The organism is Butyrivibrio sp. M55, from assembly GCF_900116865.1.
Classification (GTDB): domain Bacteria; phylum Bacillota; class Clostridia; order Lachnospirales; family Lachnospiraceae; genus Butyrivibrio.
Window position 1 is genome coordinate 1 of the sequence record NZ_FPCD01000028.1, and the last position, 16,596, is coordinate 16,596.

Below are 16,596 nucleotides of genomic sequence, written 5' to 3' on the forward strand. Positions count from 1 at the left end.
GTACCAATAGACAACTCTCTAAGCGAACGAAGCATACGTCCATTTACAATCGGCAGAAAAAACTGGGTGATAATTAACACTCCGCGCGGTGCCAAAGCAAGTGCTGTTATATATTCAATTGTTGAGACAGCCAAACTAAATGGTCTGGTGCCCTTTTATTACTTTGATCACCTCCTTACAGAGCTTCCAAAACTCTGTGATGAAAATGGAAATATAGATACGGCAAAGCTTGATCATTTGCTACCCTGGTCAAAATCATTACCTGATATATGCCGTAAACCACGCCGCTGATAATAAAAGCGGCGTATATTTTTATCGGTAGCGGATTATTTGACGTTTACGCTACATGAGCTAGTCTATAATGCTAAAGTCAGCTACTTTCTCAAAAGTAACTGACTTTAGTTATTATTCATTGATATTTGCATCTACCCATTCATATTCAATACCAGCAAAACTTTTTAACACAGCTTCGAATATTATCTTTGCTCCCTGGCAAGGAACAGCCATACCAATCTGTTTTCGAACGTTTTCTTTACTTCCCATAAACTCATAATCATCTGGAAATGTCTGTAACCTAGCACGCTCGCGATTCGTTAATGCTCTTGGTTCCTCCCAATGATAGATATGTGTTCCTCCGCCACCACTCCCCGTTACAGTGTATGACGGTTTTGTCGGATCAAGCCGTTTGTAAATTTGGCTTATCTTTGCTCCCTTTACATTAAGCTTCAAATCATCTGGCAAATTCGCAGTAAATGCATTTTCTCCCGGCTTAATATGTTTTAAACGCTCCACCACCTGTTCTGACTGCTTTGTAAGTTCATTATTAAATGCATCTTTAGGTATCGGAGGATTTTCTATAGCACTTCTGCATGTATTATCTATTTTAGAATATGGTGCTGGAGACGGTACTCTGAATTTTACATCAATATCTTTCCTAATTCCTATAATTATCACACGATGTCTTGCTTGGGGAATACCATATTCTTCAAATTTATATAAATGAGGAGTAATTATATAACCTGCATTTTCCAATTCAGATAATATTTTAGTAAAAGCTTTTCCATCATTAGCACTTCTAAGACCGCCAACATTTTCCGCCAGAAACCACTTAGGCTTGAATTTTTTTAAAGCTTTAACTCCATATGAATATAACGGACCAAAGTTGCCCTTCATACCTTTCTGTTCACCAACAACACTATAGTCATTACAAGGAAAGCCAAATGCAAGCGCATCTATAGGAGAAAGTACATTCATGTCAAATGTACGAATATCTCCATGATATACTGTCTCTGGCTCATTAGGACAAATATTATGTCGATACGTTTCACAAGTTGATTCATCATAATCATTTGCCCACTGATGCACAATCTTATATTCCGGATTATCTATTTCTGCATGGGTTGCTCCCCAACCAATTCCTCCTGGGCCGCAGAATAATTCTCCCAAATGAAATACCATATAGTTCACCTTTTCCTTCTAATAATAAAATCAATCTCAGATTGTATATGCTTTTTTTCTTCATCATCTAACAGGTTAACATTCTTAAAAGTTGACCTGTACTGCTCAATATCATTTTCATCAAACAGTTCAGCCATCAAACAAAGTGGAACAATAGGAGAATCATATAATTTTGCCAATTTTTTCAAATCATCAATTTTGAGATTATTCCAAGAACCATTTTCAGCTTTTGATAATCTAGAATCTGTTATCCCCGTTTTTTCAAAAACTTTGTTTAAACTAAAACCTTTTCTATTGCGAAGAAGCCTAAGATGTTCACCAAAATTTTGCATACATGCACCTCTAAAAAAGCATATCAATTTTGCTGCGTTATGTCAACAAATCACACTAAAAACGCTGCGTTTTCGCAGCACAATTCTATATCTGAGCTCAAACTTTCCTTAGCATAAAAAAAGGCCTGACTCTAAAGTCAAACCCATATAATGCTTGCATCATTAAAATACTACTTATCCCACCTATCTTCCAACTCATGTCTTTTAATAAATGAAGCATATTCAATATCTTGTTTCAATGCCGCATACTTTTTCATTAGTATATTAAACAAATTATCTTTTTTCAGATAAATACTCTCTAAATCTTCCTTTGTAATTACAAGTATATATCTTTTTTCAGAAAGAGCGATTTTTTTAATCAATCCCATTCCGGCTTTCCATCCATTCCCTGTCACTCCATCCCACGCAACCATTACACCTAATTTAGTATCAGAACAACAAAGAAGAGACATAAATTTCCCTATATATGTTACATCTACTTTGCCCTTATAATTTTTGCACTCGCACAAAAATGCATTTCCAAGACCACAAAGTTCTTTTAAGATTCCAGAAGACTTTGCCTGTTGCGTCCAACTAATCAATAAATCCAACTCGTTTGTAGATGTTCTGCAATTTCTTTTGACCTCAAAGATTATTGGAAAAGCATTTTTAAACAAAAAAACAATTAAATCCTCAAGTTTATTCCCTTTTTCTTTAGTTGTTGAAGAAACACTAAACACTTCCTCGTATAACTCGCAGTATCTATTATGATTATTTTCACTTAACTGAATTAAACGAGAATTCTTTTCAACAAAAGAATTAAAAAGATCTGGAAATTTCAACCCTGACTCAAGAATGATATCTTCTATATCTTGTACCGAATAATCTGTCATATCACAACACCTTGTAAATAACAACAGCATGTTCTAACGGATTCAAAATTTCTTCATCACAATTTTCACAATATATTTCTTTCGGAATATCTCCTATTGTCTTGAAGAAATCTCCTGTATATCTTTTACAATTTGGGCAATAAATTTCCAAATACTGTTCCAACAATCCATTATCAGAAAGAATCTCTAATGCTTTATAAATTTCTCTAATGTCAATTTTCAATCTACGATGAATCGCCGTTGGATACATCCAATCATTCTGCTTATAATGACCAAGAAAATCAATAAATGCATCGATATCAATATTTAATTTGCTCTCCTTTAGTAAAGGCAGCGCTTTTACAAAAATATTTGAGTGCATTATTCATACGCTCCATTCCAAAATCATTGCATGTACCTGTCATATGCTGAAGCAAAGTATATTTCTGGCTCAGATAATCAAAAGTAATTTTTACAATATAACTCTGAGACTCAACAGCATATTCCCATTTAACATATATGTATGGGTAACTAGCTGTTGCCTCAATATCATTAAGATATTTAAGGAATATCTCTTTTATCTCAGGTGAACTATCAAATAATTCCTCATTCTCATCTATCAGTTCCCTCAATTCCCCAACAAAAGGAAGAACTGCATCTCGGCCTTTTGCTGCCTTTAACTCTGCAGCACCTCCAGACTTTAAATCCATCATCTGTTTGTATATTCTTACCGATGAATCAGCCTTGTCATTAACAATATCTATAGCATTCTCATGTTCACACAGGAAAATAGCTATATCTAGTTTATCCCTCAACCAATCTAAGGCAAAGCTCACAATATTGGGATATTCATCATAATCCGCCTGCTGATTACTATATTTGATTGCATCATATCTTATTTCAAACATTTTTATAGACTCATCAAAATATATCACTATAGGATATCTATAATCTATTTGCTGATATGAATCACCTCTAAAATACGATTTCTGCAGAACGAATTTAATAAAATACATGCCGTCCTTTTCATGCCACATCGGAACGACATCCTGTAAAGATGTTCCGATAATATAATCAGGTGCATAGTTATTTTTATCAAATCTATTTATTCCTGCTTTTTCAAGTAAGTTTTTCATCTTACTATCTGACTCATAAAAAAAGGGAACAGAGTATTTATACAACTTCTCATACTCATATTCTTCAAAGAAACTCATACAATCAGGAGTCATTGTCGTTGATGAAATAATAGCATCTGGATCATTTTTATCAAAAAACTTAGGCTCATTATTTCCAAATGCTAATCGCATTTGAGGATCAAATGTAATTTTGCCTTCTTCTAGCAACTTTTTGCATATCTTGCGCTTTGCTTTTCCTGAATATCCCGAAATACTCTCCCTATAAAAATTCATATAGGTTTGTTCATCCATTGCTGCCCTTTTTGCCATATGATGTCCTCTTTCTAAGAATAATCGATTAAATTATACCAAAAAAAATTTTTTAATGCACCACATTACACAAATCCCCCTCACTTCTATCTATTTAAACGGAAGTCCATCAAATCCCTCCGGAACTTCTGTATACTCTTCAGATTCAATGCCGGAAGAGTTTTTGCTCTCGGCAAATTCGAGTTGTTCGACAATAACATCGGTGGTGAAGATACGAGTTCCGTCCTTTTCGTAACTACCGGTCTGGATGCGACCGATGACAATAAACTTGGTTCCTTTTTTGCCGTACTTCTCAAGGAAGTCTGCTTGATTTTTAAAAGAAACAAGGTTTATGAAGTCAGCTGATTGCTCCTCATCTTCGCGTTTATATGTTCTGTTGACCGCAAGGGTACATCTGGCCACCTTCTTGTCAGTAGATGCTTTTCTAATCTCAGCATCTTTGGTAAGACGACCTACCAATATTACTTTATTCATCTAGGATTCCTCCTTTCAAACATAGGCGTAGCGCCGCTTCTAAAGAATCCCTACGAGGGCTATAAAAGAAGTGGCAAGCAGTGCATTTGACAGACAAATGCTCTTGCCGCTTGTTGGAGGCGTACCGCCCCAAACCCCTTTCACCGAAAAATTCGGAACAGCGCTATCGCTTAATAACTACGTTTTTGTATCACCGAGAAGGCTGCGATTTCTCGATTTTCTTATCTGTATCTTTTGCATCGATTTGTAAAAACATCTCCACGTTTCTCTTCGCTTCCTGAAGATTTTTGTTATTATCCCTCTTCAGGTAATACTCCCTGTATAAAGATTTCTTATCCTGCATAAGTCTTCCAATCTCATTGTTCAGTTCTTTTATCGATGGAAGCTTTTGTCCATACTCGTTGAAAGCATTTTTTGCTGCTCTGCACTTTGTTATTTCCTCCCGATGAGCTTCAAAGAACTTTTTACTGTAATGAGATTTCTTATATTCTTCGAAAATAGCTCTTGTCTTATTGAAGTTGACCAGGTGTTTTCGAAGCTTTCCTAGTTCATCGATTTTTCCTTCAACAGCTCTTATGCTATCCGTATGTTTTCTAAAATCTGCCGCAGATACATCTGCTTTTTCCTTGAGCTCTGCATAACTTCTGATTCCTCTATCATTTAAAAAGAGCAACGTTTTCATGATAGCTTTATTGTTGAATTTCTTACTCCAGCGAACATAACCTATACCCTTTCCCTGCCTTATCTTTTCCTGAATATCTACGAGCAAGTCGAAAGAAACATCCTTCTTGAAACCTTTGATTTCGTAAGTTCCTTCAATCTTATTTTTCAGAGCTTCCACCGAATACTCTTTTCCCAAAGATCTGAATCTAACGAAATTCTTTCTTCCATGCCCTCTTAGCGCCAAGTGCTTTCCTCGTTTTATCTCATACCCGGCTTTTTCAAGTTCGGATATAAGAGCTTCAAGATTTTTGGGCTTACCTGCAAGAATCTTATCAATGGCATCTCTTATATCTTGGCGATAGCTCTTTTGATAGATTGGTTTCTTTCCTTTATGCTTGTAAGGTTCTATTACCGATAGGCCATGCTCAAGACAAATCATGTCGGATAGATGCCTAAGACCAATCCCACAAAACCATGAGTCTCTAAATTTCTTGTCACAGTGAAGATTCACGGAGTTATAGATTATGTGATTGTGGATATGTTCCTTATCAACATGAGTACAACAGATGAATTGATGATTTCCTTTGGTAAACCTCATGGCAGTTTCGTAACCGATTGCATTTGCTTCTTCTGGTGTAACCTCTCCGGGTTTAAAGGATTGTCTGATTTGGTAAGCAATGATATCGCCCTTATATTCTCTGCCTGTAGTTCTTATATACTCATTCCTTGAATCCAAGAACTCTTTTTCCACAATATCCACATTGCAAGCATAGGCGGTTATGTACTTTCCGTCTTCGGTCTTATCTTCATCCTTGGCATAATCTGTTCGAGAAGCCAGGCATTGTCCCACCGACTTTCCTATATTCTTATGCATAGCAATCAGTCTCGTTGCTGCCATTTACGTTTACCTCGTTTCACTCAATACATGTCGTTGAACTTATCAAGAATATTTCCCATAAGCCCTATAAGTTCCTTATGTGATTTCTGCAGACTTTCAATGTCAGCCTTATGTATGCTTCCGGTCTCGTTAGCTCTTCTTGCGTACTGATTAAGATTGTTACTTTCAATACTTAGTAGCCTTCGAATATCTTTAAAGTCCGACATATCAATCTCTATCACAAATCCTCTTAAGACTATTTTTCTGAGGTAGGCACTAAGATTCTTAATGCCTACGCTCTCCATCTTTGAATATACTTTTTCCATTTCTTCAGGTGTTGCCCTAAAGAAAACCTTGCAAGTTCTGTTAGTCATCAGCATTCACATCCTCTTCATCAGCCCCGATCTGATTAAGATAATCATTCTCATCATCCACGTAATCTACATCAGGATCCGGCTCATCCTTTGGCTGCTGTCTCTTTTTCTTAAGAGCGAAATATGCAAATATCAATCCAAGAGCAGTAATAGGAAGAACGATAAGAAGCAGTGTATAATCCTTCTTCACAGGTTCAGGAGCAGGTGTTGGCTCTGGTTCGGGGACAGGTGCGGGAGTCGGTTCCTGAACAGGTTCTTTCTCCTCTTCCTTCGTAAGTTCCATATACTCTTTTACTTCCTCATCATCCATCAGAGTAAGGAGATCTCTCTCATCGACCATATTCAGGAAATGAACATTCTCATTACCATCGTCATCCCTATCGATTATGATGTAGAAATAATTTCCGCTCTTAGTAACGACAGTGATAAACTGCTTGCCGCCACATTCTAAGCTTCCGTAATCATCCACAAGATCCATATTTCCATCAGGTGTAAGAGGCCCATATTCCTCAGGAAGCTCCTCCGTTTCTTTTCCCTCACAATCATTAAAATCCTTTCCGCATACCTTGCATTCTTTGTTGATGCAATCCTCCGTACACTTTGTTTCACAAGTACACTCCGGTGCATTTGCAGATACATTTACCGGAGTTGTTCCAATAAAAAGAGCTGCAGCACCCGCTACAGCTTTCACACAAAACTTATTAAGTTTCCTCATAACCTATTTCCTCACTTTCATCGTAGTCTGTAGCTGATCCTGCATCGTAGGCTTCCGCCGCATCCTCTACCGAGCTTCCCGATAAAAGAGCTTCCAATCTTCCATCCGATGCCATCTGCAAAAGTTTAGCCAGCTCTTCGGGACGAAGCTTTCTCTTTGCAACCTCCGATATGATCTGATTATTCTCAGCTTCTTTTAACTTATTCTCACAAGCTTTTACCCTTGCCTCCGCCTCAGCTCTTCGCATCTTGGCTCTCTCAAGTTCATCTCTCAATCTATCGATTCTCTCAAACATAATTACCTCCCTCATGCATTTATTCTTCCGTAAGTATAGAAGTGCTTGCGCCAATAATTGCTATTTATAGACGTATACTGGATTGGATTTCCGCAATGCAACATCATTCCGTCACCCACATATATTCCAACGTGACTGGCACCCTTTACATCATAAGTTCCTTTGAAAAAGATAAGGTCTCCCGGCTGTGCTTCCGATGCAGAAACTCTTGTACATCTTCCGAGAAGTCCGTTTGCAGTTGTCCTTCCTACATTCCATCCGTTATTGCTATGATTGATCACCCAACACACAAATCCTGAACAATCAAACGACGTAGAAGGTTTGCTTCCTCCCCATACATATGGATATCCGAGATACTTCTCAGCCTCTCTTATCATGTTGGAAAATCTCGTGTTGGTAAGAGCTTCAGGTGGAACGTCATACTCACCGTATCTTCCCGGCTCCACTATGGAATAAATGTCATCCTCAAACAAATATCTCTTATTCCCATAAGTCTCAAGAAGAACCTCATACCTTGCCATCTGGTCTGCTGATAACCCAAGACCTCTTATAACGTTATCCAAAGTTCGGTTTACCAAAGTAACCTTCAGAATCTTGTATTCATACTGAATCCCCGTATCATCATCCGTTCTTGTCTCCGTAACAGAATTAAACGAAAGATAATACTGCCGCTCAAAGATCTCTGTTAATGTTGCTCTCACAACACTGCCTTTATACTGTTCATAAAGAACAGTAAGCACTGCCGCAAGCTGATATGGATTATGCCCAATGTTATCAAGATAGTATTGATACTCGTCATAACCTGGATGAACATCCTCAACATTATCTATTATTTCTTGAAGCGCCTCTTCCATTTCCCTGTAATCATCCTCAACCGCGTATATGTCGTCATCATCGGATGTATAACTTGTTGCGACTCCCACATGGGATGTTCCAGTAAGAGCCGACCCACACGAAGAGAAAAGAGCTCCGATAACAAGGATGAGAACCAGCACCACAAAAACAACAGACCATTCTTCAAAGTGTTCCGCCAGATATTCAGCAAACTTTCCAGTCAAATCTTCTGCTTTATCCACAAACTTTCTACTGATATCCCCAAACTGATTTGCCGCCTCTTTGGAGCTTCGATTCTGTACTTTTCTCTGAGTCTCTTTCTTTATCTGAGCACGCTGCCTTGCTTTTGACTGAGGATTGGATTCAGACTTCTGCACAGCTCTGTCCTCAGCCATGTGCTTATGAAGCTTTCTTGCTCTCTGCTTTTTCTTATAGTTATATTTCTCAAGCTTTTCTGCATAGACATGAGCTACAGATAATCCGGCTTCAATACTTTGGACACCGGAGTTCTTATCTTCACTATTCTTTTTCCTTTCATCATCCATTCTTCTGCTCCTTTGCTTCATTAATCTCCTGCGGCTTCGTAGTCATGATCCGATAAAGTTCAAGGTCTTTAGGGAATCTGTCAACAAATGGCAGGATGACATTTCCGTAAAACAAAAGCCCTTCACCTTCTCCCGAATGTGTTACATACGAGAGCTGATGAGGGCTTATATTAAGCTGCTTAGCTAGGATCTGCCTATCTCCCACCGCCTGATTGAGCATGAGAATAAAATCTGAATTCTCAAAGACATTCTCAATCTCACGTGAAGCAAGCAGATCCTTGATGTTCTGAGTTATGCCTGTCGGGATTCCTCCCCACTTTCTGAAGCGCTTCCATATCTCTACCGTATAAGCGGCTGTCTGCTCTTCTTTAAGGAGCAGGTGCATCTCATCCGAATAGTACCTTGTAGACTTTCCGGCTTCTCTGTTGGATGATACTCTTCCCCAGACTTGATCCTGAATTATGAGCATCCCAATCTTCTTGAGCTGCTTACCAAGTTCCTTAATGTCGTAGCATACTATCCTGCTCTTTATATCCACATTTGTCCTATGGTTAAAGACATTAAGTGAACCCGATACATAAATCTCAAGTGCCGTAGCTATATGTATAGCCTCTGCCTCTTCCTGCTTAAGAAGCTCATTGTATAAGTCTTCAAGTATAGGCATATTCTCAGGCACAGGATTTTCATAATACCTTCGGTAGATCTGGTGAATACATCTGTCGATGACTGTCTTTTCTACAGGAAGAAGTCCTTCTTTTCCTCCGACGATAAGCTCACACAAGGACAGGATAAAATCCGCCTTCAGCATGACCGGATCGTCATCATCGGAATAATTATTGTTAATATCCATCGGATTGATGTACTGCGTTGATGTAGGACTTATCTTTATGACCTGACCTCCGAAGTGTTCAACTAGTGGACTATATTCACGCTCGGGATCAGATATCACGATATCGTCATCCGTTACAAGAAACGCATTTGCAATCTCTCTTTTCGCCGCAAAAGACTTTCCTGAACCGGGAGTTCCAAGTATAAGTCCGTTGGGATTCTTTAAGAGCTTTCTGTCTACCATGATGAGGTTACTAGACAGCGCATTCACACCGTAGTACAGAGATTCTTTTCCCGTCTGGAACAGTTCCTGAGTCGTAAACGGGACAAAGATAGCTGTTGAAGATGTAGTCATTCCTCTTCTTATCTCTATAAGGTTACTTGCAAGCGGAAGCATGCTCATAAGCCCCTGCTCCTGCTGAAAATCGAGCCTTATAAGATTGCAGTTATGCTTCTGAGCTATACTGTTTGCCTGAAAAAAATTGTTCTCAAGTTCCTGCTGTGTTGTCCCTGTATTCATGATAAGAAATGTCATGAGGAACATTCTCTCATTTTGGGACTGCAATTCCTTCAGGAGTTCTTTTGCATCTTTTCCGTAAGTTGCAAGATCCGAAGGAATTATATCCATGTCATAACCTGAGCGGACTGCTCGTTTCTGCTCATCAATCTTGGATCTGTCCAGTTCAGTGATGGTATGTTTGATGGTCTTTATAGCTTCATTTTGATTGACCGATTGCAGATGGATAGTAACTATCTGACTTGATTCCATAGAAAGAAAATCAGCAAGCATCCTGTCGCTTATATCAGATGCAGTTATATGCAAAAAACTCATGCATCCGTATGTACTTCCCATCTTAAATACTCTTCCGTTCTTGAAATAGAAACTACTTGGTGCAATGGCATCCTTAACGGAGGATCCCGCTTTAGAAAAATCGTTCCAGTCAAAAAAGAACTTGGAATCATCCCCCATATGGAACTGAGCATGCATAAGCTCAAGTCTCTCCATTCCGTTAAGCGTTGCAGCTACCGCTCCTATCCTCTTAAAGTTGTTGAGAAGATCATTCTCAATATGTGCAAGCCTCGGCTTAGCTTCTTTCATACCGTTTGCATGTATTCCAAAGGTAAGGAACTTAGTCTTGGTAAGTCCGTTATTTCCTGCCTGCATCTGATGAAACAGCATGTAACTATACTCATCACGAACTCTGTCATAACCATCACCCCTGTGCTTTATAGCTATCTTTTTCTCAAACTTCTCTACATCTGTCGTGAGGTTTAAAAAAGATAGCTGAAAATGCACCGAACTATCGAAGAAGTTAAGGAAACTGCACCATTCCTCAAAAATCTCCGTCTGGTCTTCCTGCTGAGCAAGTTGGTAATTGATATCCTGAAACTGTATTGTCTTAGTGTAGAAGCTCTTCCCTACGCGGCATATACCATCGGGAAACATTCTGTCAAAGGGAATGCTTTCCTGTGCGGTCTGAGGCACGTCTCTTTTTTTCTTTCCCTTTTGAAATGGTTTTATCATCTGTCTTCCTTTCCTGCACTGCTATTGTTTCAAGCAGTGCATAATAATTCTGTGTTCTATATGGGCGTACTTTAGGTCTTTTGAACGTAGCATCAATGAAATGCTCTATGTACACCTCAAGCGGCTGCTCATTCTTTTCATACATGGCAAGAAAAAACAGCGGCATCATGGTGATCATCATCCCAAGAGTTGCCACTGTCACATTTCCAAACCGTTTTATGAGAAAGAAGGTAGGAACACCTATCATTGCTCCAAGCGAAAAGCATATGAGCTGTCTTTTTGTCAGATTAAAAAATACCTTTGATTTCACTTTGGAAAAATCACGAGGTACGCTGATATAATTTGCCATGAGTCCTCCTTTAAGTTGCATGAAGAATCGATTTTGCTATCGAACCCGACTTAAGCAGCGTAAATCCAAGAAGTACCGTAAAGCCAAATACTTTCCACATTGATCCCATGATGTCTGAACTAAACGCTACAGACTGGATCATCACAGCATATATTCCAACACAGACCATGATAAGAAATCCCTGAAGCCCAAGAGCCCACAAAGCCTTGAAATAGTTCTGTCCCATCTGCGATTGTTCCTGATTTCCAAACGTTGCGAACGGGATTGGAGCCATTGAAACGTACAGATAAATCTCGATCATCCTTCCATTCACCACAATGAAGATGAACACTGCCGCCAGCTTTATTAGGAACTGCAAAACAAATGTCTGCAGGAAGATACTGAACAGTTCTCCCGTATCCATTGCTTCAAGAACAGGCTGCATTGATGCAAGAGTAGATGCATCTACCGCTGTGCTTGCAGCTATGATTCCTCCGCTTCTTTCTATTACCCACTTGGCTACATCAAACACCGCCATTGTTATCGTGAAAGTATTGGTTATAAGTGTTACCGCCACAAAAGTCTTAAATACCCATTTAAAAAATATAAAGGTCTCGAAATTGGCAAGGTTGTTATGGCTTATGACAAGCTGAATGAGCTCATAACAAGCAATAATAGTCAGGATGATTCCCGCTATCGGCATTATCAGATTCTCTGACAAGGTTCTTATCAGGTTATATACCGACGGTAAAAACTCTGCAGGTGTCTGCCCAACAACATTTGATATCTCTCCAACCTCTGTATTCAATGATGAAAAGGTATTCGTAAGATGTTCCATTATTCCTTCGATGAGCATGTTTCTAAACCATTCTTCAATCTGTTCTAATACTGATTCCATGCATGCCCTCCATTACTTTTAAATACGACCGGAGATTTCTCTCCGGCCGCTGTCTGATCACTCCTACCAATCTTAGAAAAGGCCTGCAAGAAGAGGCACAAGAGTAGTTCCGATAAGTGCGATTCCGCCTCCTGCCATTAGCTGCTTCATTCCCTGGCTCTTCGCAGCGGGATTATCTCCGCCGTATCCTTCCATAAGGTTTATGCCGCCCCAGATTCCAAGACCTGCTCCAAGTGCGATCACGAGTGACTGAAGTACTGTTACTGAACTCTGAAAAAATGCCATAATAAAATCCTCTCTTTCTTTTAAACAAAATGAGCGTCTCGAAAGATCTTTATTCCTCTTCCGGTACGCTCTCCAATTCATCTGCTTCGATGACTTCATATTCGTCATCGGGTCTAAGTATTAAGTTGTCTCCGCGCTTTACGAACTGCTCAACATCAAAGTAGTTCTTTGCGCTGTAATCTGCAGTCAGGTGATACTTGGGATGTTTGGTAAGGTCATACTTATTTGATATGAATGGTCTTACACCTCTCACCTGAACTATGCACTTGCCGCCATCAAGGACTGCAAGTTCATCCATGCTCATAAGGTCATGCCCTACCTTCTGATAATTTGTAGATATCGAAGGCTGCATCCCTTTGGTATCTTGGATGTTGTAATAATCGATTGTCTCTTTTCCAAGGACTGCACTTAAGTCTTTTAATGTCTCAGTCTCACTTCCTCCAAGGAATATCTGCGCATCCATGTTTCCTATGATTGTTTCACACTGCTCTTTGTACAATGCCTTTAGCTGTGACTTCGCCTGAAGGACTAAACAAGCCGATATCTCCCTACTTCGTATCGTAGCTACGATACGTTCAAGATTCGGGATAGTTCCGCAGTTAGCGCACTCATCAATAAGGCACCTGACATGAACAGGTAATCTCCCGCCATACTCATCATCCGCTTTTTCACAGAGCAGATTAAAGAGCTGCGTGTATATCATGCTTATAAGGAATGAGAATGTACTTTCTGTATCAGACATAATAAGAAAAAGAGCTGTCTTTTCATCTCCGAGAGTATCGAGCTCAAGGTCGTCATACGCCGTTATCTCACGAAGTTCCGCGATATCAAAAGGAGCCAGTCTGGCGCCGCAGGATACAAGTATTGACTTGGCTGTCTTACCTGCCGCCAGTTTGAACTTCTTATACTGTCTTACAGCAAAATGGTCAGGCTTCTCTTTTTCCAGATCTTCGAAGATAAGGTCTATCGCGTTCTTAAAATCCTCATCATCCTCCCTGACTTCCATAGCATTGATCATCTCAAGCAGCATCTTGAAATTCTGCTCTTCTTTTGGCGCTTCATAATGAATGTAACCGATAAGCGCCGTATAAAGCATTGTCTCTGCTTTATCCCAGAACGGATCGGAGCTCTTTCCTTCACCCTTCGTGTTCATCATTAGCACGTTGACCATCTTAAGGATGTCTTTCTCTGAATGCACGTAGTGGAATGGATTATAATGTTGACTCTTGGCAAAATTTATAGTGTTGAACACCTTTATCCTGTAGCCGTTCTTATATAGCGCCATACCCGTCTCAGGAAGAAGCAGTCCTTTTGGAAGCATTTTGTCAAGACCAAAATGGTGTCATTTGAAATAAAAAAGGACCCGTATAAACGATTCCCTTATCTTGAGACCTGCGCCGGAAATGGTGTTCATGAATTCACTGCATTCATGAAAGCTTCACTGACCGGATACAAATGACCACCTCCCTCCGGACAAAATAAAAGAGCCGATGTTACTCGACTCTCCTTCAATAATCATCCTATGTTTGTTTTACAGATGCGTTATCAATATTACTGCGGCTACAACAGAAACCACAGCACCCACACCTGATGTGATTCCGTATATTTTCTTCGATTCCTTATCGTCCTTTTCCTTGACCAAATAATAGATTCCTGCTCCCAACACAAGCAATCCTATGATGATCTCAATAATTCCAATTACCATGACTTTTTCTTCCATTTAAGCAGTAAAGCTGAGTTTATAATGACCGCCACACTTCCGGCGTTATGCACAAGAGCCCCGATTACCGGCCCCAGAGTCCCCGTTATCGCAAGAGTGATTGCAAGGAAGTTTAGCGTCATCGAAAACGTTAGATTAATCTTTATCGTTGTCATCATCCTCTTCGACAATGCCAGAAGATGAGGCAATTCCTTGATCTCATCATCAACAAGTGCGATATCCGCGGCATCCACAGCGATATCGCTTCCAACACCTCCCATTGCAATACCGACATTCGCCTTCTTAAGTGCAGGCGCATCATTGATACCGTCACCGATCATTAAGACTCTATTTCCGCCACTCTGAAGATTCCCGATTTCTTTCAGCTTATCCTCAGGCATACAATTCGCAGTGATGTTTTCTATTCCAAGCTTTCCTGCGATATGACCTGCAGCCTGTTCGTTATCACCGGTAAGCAGCACCGGTGTAATACCAAGTGCCCTCGTCTTCTGTATCATCTCCCCTGCCTCTTCACGCAGAGTATCTGACAGCACGATATATCCAATCGTTTCCTGATCAGTCCCCACATAGATGACTGTGCTGCCCTGTTCCAGATACTTCTTGATGTCCATTGAAACAGGAAGATCAAGTCCAGCATTTCTGATCATCTTCTCATTTCCGGCACGGACTGTAATCCCATCAACCTTCGCAGTAACTCCCTCACCCGGTTCCATATGAAAGTCTGTCGGAACCGGAATGTCTTTCCCGTATGATTTCACAATCGCTTTGCCAAGCGGATGCTCAGATAATTTTTCAGCAGAAGCAGCCAGTCTGTATACATCATCTTCCGTATAATTCGACACGGACTTTACCGCTGTAACCTTTGGTACTCCATAGGTCAGCGTTCCCGTCTTGTCAAAGGTAATCCGTGATACTCTTGCCAACCGTTCCAGTGCATCTCCTTCTCTCACAAGGAAACCATGCTTCGTTGCATTTCCTATCGCAGCCATGATAGCTGTTGGCGTGGCAAGCACCAATGCACACGGGCAGAACACAACCAGTATTGTCACCGCACGAATGATTTCCCCAGTAAATATCCATGTAAGAGCCGCTGCCGATAACGCAATGACTACGATCCAAGTTGCCCATCTGTCAGCCAATCCTACGATTTTTGCTTTATCAGCATCCGCAGACTGAACCAGCTTTATCATCCGCTGGATGGAACTATCTTCGCCGACCTTGGCAGCCTTCATCTCGAAAGCGCCAAACTGATTGACAGTTCCACTGGAAACCTCATCCCCGACGGTTTTATCCACCGGAAGGGATTCACCGGTCATAACAGCCTGATTGATACTTGTCTGCCCGGATGTGATGATACCATCAACCGGGATTGTCTCACCAGGCAGCACCCTGATCAGGTCATCCACCTGTACCTGCTCTGCCGGAACAATCCGTTCAGTTCCGTCTTTTATTACCCTGGCTGTCTGCGGAGTAAGATGTACAAGTTTTTCAATTCCTGCTCTTGCACGTGCTACGGTTAGGTCTTCAAGCAATGACCCAAGCTGCATGATGAAAGCAACTTCGCCAGCCGCAAAGTCTTCATGGATACAAACGGACGCAATCAGAGCAAGGGAAACAAGCACGTCAGCCTTGATATCAAAGCGTGTAATAAGACCGATAATCGCCTCAAGTATGATGGGAATACCACAGAGAATGATCGCAGCCCACGCAATATCAAATGGAAACGGATTAAAGTGCAATCTGCTATCCAATAAACTTAAGATAAGAGAAATGCCGCCTATCACAAGCAGCACGATGTCCTTCTTCGTACCGCCGATCTCCATCCATTCCTCCAATCGGTACATGAATTTCTTCATATGAACCTCCAATCTATACCCATGGGGGTATGCCCTATATTATACCTATGGGGGTATAGGTTGTCAAGTCCATAATAAAAGACAGTCCAACGACTGCCTTCTATTCTCGTAATCAGTTATATTCTATCTTTGTCTATTACTGCATATTTGCGAACCGCTCTATCGCCTTGGTAAAGTTCTCAATTTTCGACTCATCGCCTTCTTCAACTGCATCTTTGATACAGTGATTGATATGTCCTTCAAGAACAACCTGACCTGCCTTGTTTAGTGCAGACTTTGCCGCACTGATCTGC

General features: G+C 40.4%; 19 protein-coding genes and 1 pseudogene. 1 reads left to right on the top strand and 19 read right to left on the bottom strand.

Annotation, left to right across the window (positions count from 1 at the left end; genetic code table 11):
- On the top strand, positions 1-291 hold a 291-nt coding region (locus BM398_RS16690; protein ID WP_139233851.1), incomplete at its 5' end, for a transposase domain-containing protein.
- 114 nt (positions 292-405) lie between these two features.
- Here the strand turns inward: BM398_RS16690 and BM398_RS16695 are convergent.
- The 19 genes and pseudogenes from BM398_RS16695 to BM398_RS17635 all read right to left on the bottom strand — a co-directional run bounded on the left by BM398_RS16695 (position 406) and on the right by BM398_RS17635 (position 16,592).
- Positions 406-1,458: a DNA cytosine methyltransferase gene (locus BM398_RS16695; RefSeq protein ID WP_092339401.1), complete on the bottom strand. Its 1,053-nt coding sequence runs from the start codon at positions 1,456-1,458 to the stop codon at positions 406-408.
- A 5-nt stretch (positions 1,459-1,463) separates the two neighbouring features.
- Entirely contained in the window at positions 1,464-1,790 is a 327-nt protein-coding gene (locus BM398_RS16700; protein ID WP_092339403.1) for a helix-turn-helix domain-containing protein, read from the bottom strand.
- 170 nt (positions 1,791-1,960) lie between these two features.
- The gene (locus BM398_RS16705; protein WP_092339406.1) at positions 1,961-2,662 is read right to left on the bottom strand and encodes a hypothetical protein; all 702 of its coding nucleotides are present in this window, start codon (positions 2,660-2,662) and stop codon (positions 1,961-1,963) included.
- Position 2,663: 1 nt separating this feature from the next.
- Positions 2,664-2,885: a response regulator gene (locus tag BM398_RS17480; protein WP_242949842.1), complete on the bottom strand. Its 222-nt coding sequence runs from the start codon at positions 2,883-2,885 to the stop codon at positions 2,664-2,666.
- Positions 2,886-2,961: 76 nt separating this feature from the next.
- Complete coding sequence (locus tag BM398_RS16715; RefSeq protein WP_092339410.1) at positions 2,962-4,086, bottom strand: hypothetical protein; 1,125 nt, start codon at positions 4,084-4,086, stop codon at positions 2,962-2,964.
- 90 nt (positions 4,087-4,176) lie between these two features.
- Positions 4,177-4,560 (bottom strand): single-stranded DNA-binding protein, encoded by a 384-nt coding sequence (locus BM398_RS16720; protein WP_092339412.1) that lies wholly within the window; start codon positions 4,558-4,560, stop codon positions 4,177-4,179.
- Between the two features lie 190 nt (positions 4,561-4,750).
- Positions 4,751-6,121: a relaxase/mobilization nuclease domain-containing protein gene (locus BM398_RS16725; RefSeq protein WP_092339415.1), complete on the bottom strand. Its 1,371-nt coding sequence runs from the start codon at positions 6,119-6,121 to the stop codon at positions 4,751-4,753.
- 20 nt (positions 6,122-6,141) lie between these two features.
- A complete protein-coding gene (locus BM398_RS16730) occupies positions 6,142-6,474 on the bottom strand; it encodes a plasmid mobilization protein (RefSeq protein ID WP_175532002.1) in 333 nt (110 codons plus the stop codon).
- Positions 6,467-7,189, bottom strand: coding sequence for a DUF4366 domain-containing protein (locus BM398_RS16735; RefSeq protein WP_092339420.1), 723 nt, complete (start codon positions 7,187-7,189; stop codon positions 6,467-6,469). Before BM398_RS16735 ends, BM398_RS16730 begins: the two co-directional genes overlap by 8 nt.
- Positions 7,176-7,484: a DUF4315 family protein gene (locus tag BM398_RS16740; RefSeq protein ID WP_175532003.1), complete on the bottom strand. Its 309-nt coding sequence runs from the start codon at positions 7,482-7,484 to the stop codon at positions 7,176-7,178. The genes BM398_RS16735 and BM398_RS16740 overlap by 14 nt, the downstream gene beginning before the upstream one ends.
- Positions 7,485-7,495: 11 nt before the next feature.
- A complete protein-coding gene (locus tag BM398_RS16745; protein ID WP_175532004.1) occupies positions 7,496-8,863 on the bottom strand; it encodes a C40 family peptidase in 1,368 nt (455 codons plus the stop codon).
- Positions 8,856-11,216, bottom strand: a complete 2,361-nt coding sequence (locus tag BM398_RS16750; RefSeq protein WP_092339426.1) for a VirB4-like conjugal transfer ATPase, CD1110 family — start codon at positions 11,214-11,216, stop codon at positions 8,856-8,858. The genes BM398_RS16745 and BM398_RS16750 overlap by 8 nt, the downstream gene beginning before the upstream one ends.
- Positions 11,143-11,565, bottom strand: a complete 423-nt coding sequence (locus BM398_RS16755; protein ID WP_092339428.1) for a PrgI family protein — start codon at positions 11,563-11,565, stop codon at positions 11,143-11,145. Before BM398_RS16755 ends, BM398_RS16750 begins: the two co-directional genes overlap by 74 nt.
- A 10-nt stretch (positions 11,566-11,575) precedes the next feature.
- The gene (locus BM398_RS16760; protein ID WP_092339430.1) at positions 11,576-12,442 is read right to left on the bottom strand and encodes a VirB6/TrbL-like conjugal transfer protein, CD1112 family; all 867 of its coding nucleotides are present in this window, start codon (positions 12,440-12,442) and stop codon (positions 11,576-11,578) included.
- A gap of 72 nt (positions 12,443-12,514) precedes the next feature.
- Positions 12,515-12,727: a Maff2 family mobile element protein gene (locus BM398_RS16765; RefSeq protein WP_026513592.1), complete on the bottom strand. Its 213-nt coding sequence runs from the start codon at positions 12,725-12,727 to the stop codon at positions 12,515-12,517.
- 49 nt (positions 12,728-12,776) lie between these two features.
- Positions 12,777-14,042, bottom strand: a pseudogene (locus tag BM398_RS16770) (VirD4-like conjugal transfer protein, CD1115 family); the annotation flags it as partial.
- 216 nt (positions 14,043-14,258) lie between these two features.
- The gene (locus BM398_RS16775) at positions 14,259-14,432 is read right to left on the bottom strand and encodes a hypothetical protein (RefSeq protein ID WP_242949721.1); all 174 of its coding nucleotides are present in this window, start codon (positions 14,430-14,432) and stop codon (positions 14,259-14,261) included.
- Complete coding sequence (locus BM398_RS16780; RefSeq protein ID WP_092335874.1) at positions 14,426-16,303, bottom strand: heavy metal translocating P-type ATPase; 1,878 nt, start codon at positions 16,301-16,303, stop codon at positions 14,426-14,428. The genes BM398_RS16775 and BM398_RS16780 overlap by 7 nt, the downstream gene beginning before the upstream one ends.
- Before the next feature lie 136 nt (positions 16,304-16,439).
- On the bottom strand, positions 16,440-16,592 hold the full coding sequence (locus BM398_RS17635; RefSeq protein ID WP_092336240.1) for a metal-sensing transcriptional repressor: 153 nt from the start codon (positions 16,590-16,592) through the stop codon (positions 16,440-16,442).
- Positions 16,593-16,596: the final 4 nt, after the last annotated feature.